This is a genomic window from Algibacter sp. 2305UL17-15 (assembly GCF_040720935.1).
Taxonomy (GTDB): domain Bacteria; phylum Bacteroidota; class Bacteroidia; order Flavobacteriales; family Flavobacteriaceae; genus Jejuia.
On the sequence record NZ_JBFDAE010000013.1, the window covers coordinates 113,562 to 122,164 of the forward strand.

10 protein-coding genes are annotated in these 8,603 nt (G+C 32.4%); 6 read left to right on the forward strand and 4 right to left on the reverse strand.

Going from position 1 to position 8,603, the window contains the following annotated elements:
• Positions 1-47: 47 nt before the first annotated feature.
• The 3 genes from ABXQ82_RS14315 to ABXQ82_RS14325 form a co-directional block, all read right to left on the reverse strand.
• Entirely contained in the window at positions 48-665 is a 618-nt protein-coding gene (locus ABXQ82_RS14315) for a hypothetical protein (RefSeq protein WP_367061077.1), read from the reverse strand.
• A 174-nt stretch (positions 666-839) separates the two neighbouring features.
• On the reverse strand, positions 840-1,658 hold the full coding sequence (locus ABXQ82_RS14320; RefSeq protein WP_367061080.1) for a class I SAM-dependent methyltransferase: 819 nt from the start codon (positions 1,656-1,658) through the stop codon (positions 840-842).
• A 57-nt stretch (positions 1,659-1,715) separates the two neighbouring features.
• Positions 1,716-3,560 carry a hypothetical protein gene (locus ABXQ82_RS14325; RefSeq protein WP_367061083.1) on the reverse strand — a complete coding sequence of 615 codons (1,845 nt, stop codon included), beginning with the start codon at positions 3,558-3,560 and terminating at the stop codon, positions 1,716-1,718.
• Positions 3,561-3,780: 220 nt separating this feature from the next.
• Here ABXQ82_RS14325 and yaaA point away from each other — a divergent pair, with 220 nt between their 5' ends.
• Entirely contained in the window at positions 3,781-4,539 is a 759-nt protein-coding gene (gene yaaA, locus ABXQ82_RS14330) for a peroxide stress protein YaaA (protein ID WP_367061086.1), read from the forward strand.
• Positions 4,540-5,055: 516 nt separating this feature from the next.
• Entirely contained in the window at positions 5,056-5,616 is a 561-nt protein-coding gene (locus ABXQ82_RS14335) for a hypothetical protein (protein ID WP_367061089.1), read from the forward strand.
• On the opposite strand, the gene ABXQ82_RS14340 is transcribed toward ABXQ82_RS14335, so the two are convergent.
• Positions 5,617-5,751: a 30S ribosomal protein THX gene (locus tag ABXQ82_RS14340; protein WP_367061091.1), complete on the reverse strand. Its 135-nt coding sequence runs from the start codon at positions 5,749-5,751 to the stop codon at positions 5,617-5,619. It abuts the gene before it with no gap.
• A gap of 159 nt (positions 5,752-5,910) precedes the next feature.
• Here ABXQ82_RS14340 and ABXQ82_RS14345 point away from each other — a divergent pair, with 159 nt between their 5' ends.
• The 4 genes from ABXQ82_RS14345 to ABXQ82_RS14360 all read left to right on the forward strand — a co-directional run bounded on the left by ABXQ82_RS14345 (position 5,911) and on the right by ABXQ82_RS14360 (position 8,437).
• The gene (locus ABXQ82_RS14345) at positions 5,911-6,591 is read left to right on the forward strand and encodes a uracil-DNA glycosylase family protein (protein WP_367061094.1); all 681 of its coding nucleotides are present in this window, start codon (positions 5,911-5,913) and stop codon (positions 6,589-6,591) included.
• A 128-nt stretch (positions 6,592-6,719) separates the two neighbouring features.
• Positions 6,720-7,991: a DEAD/DEAH box helicase gene (locus ABXQ82_RS14350; protein WP_367061097.1), complete on the forward strand. Its 1,272-nt coding sequence runs from the start codon at positions 6,720-6,722 to the stop codon at positions 7,989-7,991.
• A 6-nt stretch (positions 7,992-7,997) separates the two neighbouring features.
• Positions 7,998-8,213 (forward strand): DUF6500 family protein, encoded by a 216-nt coding sequence (locus ABXQ82_RS14355; RefSeq protein ID WP_367061100.1) that lies wholly within the window; start codon positions 7,998-8,000, stop codon positions 8,211-8,213.
• The gene (locus ABXQ82_RS14360) at positions 8,213-8,437 is read left to right on the forward strand and encodes a VF530 family protein (protein WP_367061103.1); all 225 of its coding nucleotides are present in this window, start codon (positions 8,213-8,215) and stop codon (positions 8,435-8,437) included. Before ABXQ82_RS14355 ends, ABXQ82_RS14360 begins: the two co-directional genes overlap by 1 nt.
• Positions 8,438-8,603: the final 166 nt, after the last annotated feature.

The window sequence follows — 8,603 nt, forward strand, 5'->3', positions numbered from 1 at the left end:
TACTAGTTACAAACTAGCACCAGCAGATGCAAAGATTCGGCTAAACATTAAACCTTTTTTAAAAGTTGTGCAATCCCAAATTCAGGGCTTGTATAAACTTCTTTTTTAATATCAGTTAAATAGTGTTTTGCACCTTCCATAGAAGCTTGAGCTAAGAAAATAACATCTACTTTAGAAGCCATAGTTTTAATGTTTTTGGCAATTTCTTTTTCATAAGTGGTGAAATCGCCATTTTCAAAATGAATCCAGTATTCAGAACAATCGCAATTTACAATTTCAATGGTTTTACCTTTTTCTGCTGCAAGCTTTACTATTAAATTCTCACTTACGGTTTTGGTAGAATTTGCGGTATAAACCAATCCTATTTTGGTGTAATTAGAGACTAAATAGTCAATAATAGGTTTATCAATTCTATAAACATCCTCGTGATTGTCGCTTTCGCTGCCGTAGGTAGAACAGGTACAAATTAAAAGCAAAGGTCTGTCTTTTCTAATAGTTTCAAGCTCTATATTAAAAAGGGAGGTATCTGTAACACCATTTAAAAGCGCATTATCCAGTAGCTCTTTATTCACATAATGTTTAGTCTCTATGGCTTTATTGTATTTTCTAACCAATGCTTCAAAGCGTTCTATATGAACTTTCGAGGTGTGTAAAAATGCTATCATTTTCTTTTTTTTTATGCTACAAAGTCAAGTTTGCTTTTATGATTGGTCTTCATATTCTAGACCTTTCAGGTCTCAAAAACCTAAAAGGTCTCAACTTCAGAGGGTCATTACCTTGCACTGAAGGTTGTTTTTTTTCGAATGACTAATAAATTCATTACAAATACACCTTATAAATCAATAAGAAAGATGCAAGTTAAAATGCTTTTTAGGTAATGATTCATTTTTATCAATAACCACGATGCCTTGTTCATACATGTCCATTGAGAAATTAACGTTGCTGTCTTTTTTAATAATTTCCCAAGTTTCTTTCATCCCGTCGCTCCAATAAATATCATCAAAAACAAATATCGCCGATTGTTTAATTTTAGATTTCAGAGCATTAAAATAGTCTCGTGTTGGTTCTTTTTTGTGGTTTCCGTCAATAAATATCAAATCATAAGTTATGTCTTTTTCAATGACTTTCGGGAATGTGTCATCATATAAACCTTGAACCACTTCAAAATTTGAAGGAGAAACGATTGTTGAAAATTGTGCAGCAGAAATGCTACAAAGTTGTGGTAAACCTTCCATTGTAATAAATTTTCCGTTTTTGCCTTTCATCGCCTCGAGCATATAAGAACCAGATATACCAAGGTTAGTGCCTATCTCCAAAATATTGGGGTTTTCTGTGTTTTTTACCATGTAATACAAAAACCGACACCATTTTTCCTTAGAAGCCGCTTTTCTACAAATATCTTGAACCAAGGCAGTTTCATCCAAAGAAAATATTTCATAAGTAATCTCCGTAGCATCAATAAGTAGTTTGTCTCTGTAAGTTTCGCAATTGTTAAACGCAATAATATCCTCTTTTTTGTGGGTGTTTGTTTTGGCTAATTTAAATGCATTTAAAACGTTTTGGAGTGTTTTGTTTTCTATTGAGGCAATCTTTTTTAATTCCTCGTTTTGGTTTAGTCTTCTGCTAAGAATTAATTTGTGTTTTTTTAGTTTGTTCACGTTGGGTTGTTTGGGTTTGTTTTTTTTAATTACTTGTAAACTAACAAAATCAGAAGTTTATTTGCTGAGAGCTTTTAAAATTCGTTCTTCATTAATAACAATATCCCTGAATAAAACATGAGGGAATTCAGAATACTTTGATGTTTTAAAAGCCTCTGAAATATTCGATATAGTAGAGGCTGTAATTAACGATAGATTCATTTCAGTATCCATTTCACAATCTGTCACAAAATCATCGCTGAACTCTGGTGCAACAAGTAAAATCTTTAAAATTCTCAAATCATTTTTAAGAGCCAAGTTTTGATAAGATTTCAATTGTCTGGAAACAGTACTAAATTTGTTATAACCTCTTTCTTTGCTTGTCTTGCATTCAACAATAATTATTTCGTTATTACCTAAGTTTAAAAGAATATCTATCATATCTTTTTTAGTATTTAGTTGGTTTTTAAACGCGTCATCCACATTAAAGCCTAGACTTTTAAAAATGACTTTTGTTAAATCTTCGAATTTAATTCCAAGTTCACTTTCTTTTACTAAAATACCATTCTCTTTAAGTAAATTTAAATTTCTGTAAGCTACGTTTTCATAGTTTTCCAAATATAGGTTTTCAACATCTTTATAGTGTTCGAGAATATTTAAAATATCATCTCCACGCTGTTTAATACCATTGTCCTTTATAAATTTAGTTAAATCTTGTTTTTCTATTAAGTCTAAAATATCTCTAGGTTTGATATTGTAATCAAGTAAAAAATCTGCTTTAAGTACAAATTCATCTTGTAACTCAAATTGTTCTTTTATTTGCTTATTTAGTCTGGGTAATGAATTATTTATCTCCATCAAAAACTTGTCAAACCCGTCTATTGAAATACCTACTTTTTCGTCACGTTCTACAATTTCAAAATGCTCAATTAAACTATTTATTTTATCATCTAAAATACTGCCTTTAAGATTTTTAATATTTAGACCTTTTTCGCAAAGCTCATTCAAAGTTTTTTTCTTTTCTGTTAATGTACTTCCTGCTTTGTAAATGTCTTCTAAAAGAAGATTAGTGAATGAAACCCCTTCTTTTATAATTTCTTCAATTTTTTGGGAATAAGATAGCTTCCTATTAATATTATGTTCTTTAGCAATTTGATTAATTATTGGTTCTCTTAAAAGTTTTAAAGTTCTACGATAGAATTTTTCAGCAACTTCTTTTTTTCTGACTCTTCTTAACATTCTTACCATTTCATCGGCTACATAAATGGTGTTTTCTTTATTTGAGTAAAATATAACTCCAATATTTTTCAAACCCTTAATTACATCTTGTATATCAAGTTTTTTAATTGGTAAAATTGAATAATTTATCAATTTTACTTCTTCTTGTGAAAGTCCTAGCTGTTTTGATAGTGTTAAAATTATCGATAATTCGTCGGAAGTTATTTTCTCATCTCTATTATTTTCAATATCATTAGTATAAGCAGTTTCCAAACAAGATTTATAGATTTTATAATCTCTTTTTCGAGAAATACTTAATTCTGATTTATCATTATTAAAATCTGCATTCAGTCCTTTTATTTTGTTTTTTAAATGCTTTATTTCATTCTCATATAATCTTGAGAACCAATCTTGTTTCATTATACAGTTACCATCTCGAATAATTATGTCAATTAAAATATCCAATTGAGAAGTGATTTCTTGAAATTCACACTTAATTTGGTCTTGAAATTCAGACAATGTTAATGAGAAAATTGTTGAAATATTTTGATTGTCAACTGATTTTAAACCTTTATCTGATGAGCTTAAAATCTTGTCGATTTCTTTACTGTTTTTTGGATTTTTAGATATGATATTATCAATAATTTTGATAAACGAGTTTTTTTCTATTGAGCCAAGTTTATCTAAGATATTTTCTAATTTCATAAAGTTTAGTTTTAATAGTTATTAAGAATGTTTAACGAATATAGCTGAAAATATCTACAAAGACAATAGTGTATAAGCACAACTTAAAAGCTTATCACAAATTATTCTAATCCAAAATCCCAAAACTAAACAAGGAATCGTAACTTTGAAATGAAAGAAACAAGAGATTCCCTCCCGATAGCTATCGGGATCCGAGGGAATGACAAAAAGAGTTTATTCTATGAAACTAGTATTATCACCAGCAAAGTCGTTAAACTACGAAAGCCCATTACCAATTGATAAACATACCGAACCTCAGTTTTTAAAACAATCGGAGCGTTTAAATAAACTGCTTAAAACAAAATCGGCAAAAGGCTTATCAAAGCTCATGAGTATTTCTGATGCTTTGGGACAATTAAACCACCAACGGAATCAAGATTGGGAATTACCTTTTACGCCAGAAAATGCACGATCTGCGATTTATGCTTTTAATGGCGATGTATATCGTGGTTTGGATGCATACACTATTCCAGAGGAAAAACTAGAAATGCTTCAAAACACCGTTCGAATTCTTTCAGGTTTATATGGTGTATTGAAACCAATGGATTTAATGCAACCCTATCGCTTAGAAATGGGCACCAAATTAAAAGTTGGTGTAAAAAAGAATTTATACGAATTCTGGAAAAAAGACATCACAAAATCCTTAAACGAAGAACTTGAAGATGATGAGCTGTTTTTGAATTTAGCCAGTAACGAGTATTTTAAAGCAGTTGACACAAAAGCATTAAAAGTACCTGTGATTACTGCTAGTTTCAAGGATTTTAAAAACGGCGAGTATAAAGTAATTTCATTTTTCGCCAAAGAAGCACGAGGTGCAATGGCAAGATACATTGTGGATACCAATGCGGCAACTATAGACGATTTAAAGGGCTTTAACTATATGGATTATGGATTTAGCGAAGATATGTCTAATGAAAATGACTTAATTTTTATTCGATGATTTCGTCATTCCGAGGAGGTACGACGTGGGATTCTAGGATTTTCCATTTATGAGATTGCTTCGTTTCACTCGCAATGACGCCTAAATTATGTGGTTTTGTCATTCCGAGGAAGTATGACGCGGGAATCTAGGATTTGTCTTCCAATGTTTTAGATTGCTTCATTTCATTCGCAATGACGCCTAAATTATGTGGTTTTGTCATTCCGAGGAAGTATGACGCGAGAATCTAGGATCTTTAATGTTTGAAATTGCTTCGTTTCATTTTCAATGACGCTTAAATTAGAGCATGCACTTTCTCTTGTCATCTTTGGAATTTTCATTATGTTTATCCTAAAAATAATCTGATAACTACGCATGTATTTCTACTTTATAATAGCATTTCAAGCCTACTGTTTATACCACATGTATAAAAATAGAAACTCCTTTTATTGGGCGATCTTAATTTTTTTGTTGCCTTTAATTGGCTGTATAATATATCTAATAACTCAAGTTTATAACAAGCGCGATGCTGAAAAATTGACTTCAGAAATCACAAATATTATCAACCCTACCAAAAAAATTAAAGACTTAGAAAAGCAATTGGAGTTTTCGGAATCGTATCAAAATAGAGTGAATCTTGCTGATGCCTATTTAGAAATAGGAGATGATCAAAATGCAATTGAAAATTATAAAGAAGCACTAGACGGAAGTATCCAAAATGATTTTTATGTCATTCAAAAAATGATTGAAGCGTTTCATAAGATTGGAGATGATAAAAGTATAGTAATTTATGCTGAACAAATTAAAACACATAACGAATTTAAAAAATCAAGAACGCAGTTTTTATACGGTTTAGCACTTGAAAAACTAGGTAGGGTAGAAGAAGCGGAAGAGAATCTTAGCGCCATAGACATTCGTTTTTCATTTTATGATGAACGTTTAATTTACACCAATTTCTTATTGAGTATTAATAAAAAAGAAGAGGCTAAAGAAATATTAGAATCCTTGGTTTCCGAAGGAAAACACATGACAAAGCCAAACAAAAGATTATACGGAAATACCATGACCGAAGCCGAAAAGCTCTTGGCAACATTATAGTTATTTCACTTTGGCTTTACTGCCAACATTAATTTTTTGTTCAACGCTAGGTTTCTTTTTAATTCTTGGTCTTCTTGCGCCAAACGTGCCTCTGTTAATTTTACCCCGTTTTGTTTTTTTATCGCCTTTTCCCATTGAGTTATAGTATTTGTCATTCCCACGAATCCCGATAACTATCGGGAGGGAATCTTAATTAATTTTGAATGCTTGTTATAACTTACAAAAAAATAATCCCCAGAACAAATTATTAACAAGTGATTAACTGTTAAGTTTGTTGTTCCAGGAATCAAATCTATGTTTATCCACAAACACCCATACCAACCATTTATTCAAAAAGATACCACAAAACTAATTGTTGGTACATTACCACCGCTACGATTTTCAACAGGTGACCTTTTTGAAAAGGATGTCGATTTTTGTTACGGCAGTTATTACAATTCCCTTTGGTTGTATATTGATAAAATGCATAATCTGAAGTTGCGTTTCGATAATTCCGATGAAGCTATTCAACAGCGAAAAGAATTTTTAATTCAGCATAACATAGGCGTCTGTGATATTGTAGAAAGTGCGGAACGCGAAAAAGTAGATGCATCAGATTTAGGAATGAAAAATATAAAACTGCGCGATATTATTGGTTATCTTAAAAAATTCCCGAACATTGACACCCTTTTATTTACAGGTGGAAACAGTAAAAACGGTCCAGAATATTTCTTCAGAAAGCATTTAAAAACCTATGATTTAAAATTAGAATTGGTTTCAAATGAAGTGCCACGAATACACGAATTCGTCATTCCGAGCGAAGCGCGGGAATCTGCTACATCAAACCGAACCATCAAAACCGTTTCCCTAACTTCTGGCTCAGGAGCAGCAAATATTTCAATTAGCAGATTACGACTTTACAAACAGCTAAAAGCTAAAAATCGAGAATTTAATACGTTTGATTTTAGAGTGCTGCAGTATCGGGAGTTTTTTTGATGGGGTCTGCTTAATTAGTAATCCTAAAATTAGCCGTACCTTTGCGCCTTTAATAATAAGAAGGGGGTAGAATGCATTATGTTTTGTTATCTCAAACGCTCAATTAAGAGCCTTCATAAACACAATATATGTCATTTCAATCTTTAGGCTTATCCGAAGCCTTGCTAAAAGCCGTTAGCAAAAAAGGATACACAACCCCAAGTCCTATTCAACAAAAAGCAATTCCTCCAGTTTTAGAAGGAAAGGATGTATTAGCATCGGCACAAACAGGGACAGGAAAAACAGCAGGTTTCACATTGCCGCTTTTACACATACTTTCTGAAAATCCGAAAGAAAAATACAGACCCATACGTGCGTTGATTTTAACGCCAACGCGAGAATTGGCAGCACAAGTTTATGCTAATGTTAGAGAATATAGCGAGTTTTTAAATTTGCGAAGTGCTGTTATATTTGGAGGCGTTAATCAAAAACCTCAAGCTGCAACTATTCGTAAAGGTGTTGATATTTTGGTGGCGACTCCAGGGCGTTTATTGGATTTACAAAATCAAGGCTTATTATCGTTGAAGCGTGTAGAGATTTTTGTTTTAGATGAAGCTGATAGAATGTTGGATATGGGCTTTTTAAGAGATATTGAAAAGGTCATTAAATCCATGCCAGAGAAACGTCAGAATTTGATGTTTTCGGCAACCTTTTCAAAAGATATCAAGAAGTTGGCACATGGGATTTTAAATCATCCTGTACAAGTTGAGGCAACACCAGAAAACACAACTGTTGAAGCTATATCCCAAAAAGTTTACAGAGTAGCAAAAGGCTTAAAAACGGGTTTGATTATCAAATTAATTTCCGAAGGCAATTGGAAACAAGTTTTGGTATTTAACAGAACGAAACACGGCGCGAACAAGCTTTGTGAAAAAATGATTAAATCTGGCATAACTGCTGCAGCTATTCATGGTAATAAAAGTCAGGGTGCGAGAACAAAAGCATTGGCTGGTTTTAAGAGTGGAAAAGTGCGTGTATTGGTAGCAACCGATATTGCAGCACGTGGCTTGGATATTCCATTATTGCCACACGTTATCAATTTTGAATTGCCTAATATCTCTGAAGATTATGTACATAGAATTGGGAGAACAGGAAGAGCAGGAGCAAGCGGAGAAGCCTTGTCTTTAGTGAGTGCAGATGAAACTTCTTTTTTAAGAGACATTGAAAAGTTGATTGAAATGAAATTGCCTGTACAAATTATAGAAGGTTTTGAACCAGATCCGAATGCATCTACAGCGCCTATAAAACAAGGTCAAGGGAGACAGAACAGAAATTCTAATCGAAATTCAAATAACTCTGGAAATTCCAATAGAAGCTCAAAATCTAGACGTCCTACTCGCACTAGTGATAGAAGAAGATAGAACATCATGCAACAGGTTTTAAAAGATAAAATCATTGCAATTTGCGATAAAAAAATTGCTGCAAAAGGCGAAAACGTAGGCGTGTCTTTTTATGCGTTTTTCAAAAACAAAAATGAGAACCCCGATTTATTACTGGAAGCGGCAACTTGGTGGATTCAAACGCATAAATTGGATCATTTTGAAAAAGCTGTAAAAATTAAAAGTCTAGTTGAAAATTTATAATGGAATCTCAACCAAATAATCCACTTCACGGTATAAAGCTAGAGCAAATCATTAACGATTTGGTGGCGCACTATGGCTGGGAGTATATGGGAACCGTTGTTAAAATTAAATGTTTCACAGACAACCCTACGGTAAAATCTAGTTTGAAGTTTTTACGTAAAATGCCGTGGGCAAGAACGAAGGTTGAAAATATGTACTTAAATATGCTGAAGAACAAGCGGTGATCTAATGGTCTTCATCAGGTTCAAAAGGAATGACTTTTGCATCGGCACTAACCCATAAAGTGTGTAAGTTTCAAAAACTCAGGATTGAATTCAATCCTGAGTTTTTTATTTTATTAACTTTAAATTTTACACACTTATGAAACCAGAAGATTTATTAAACGAAGAC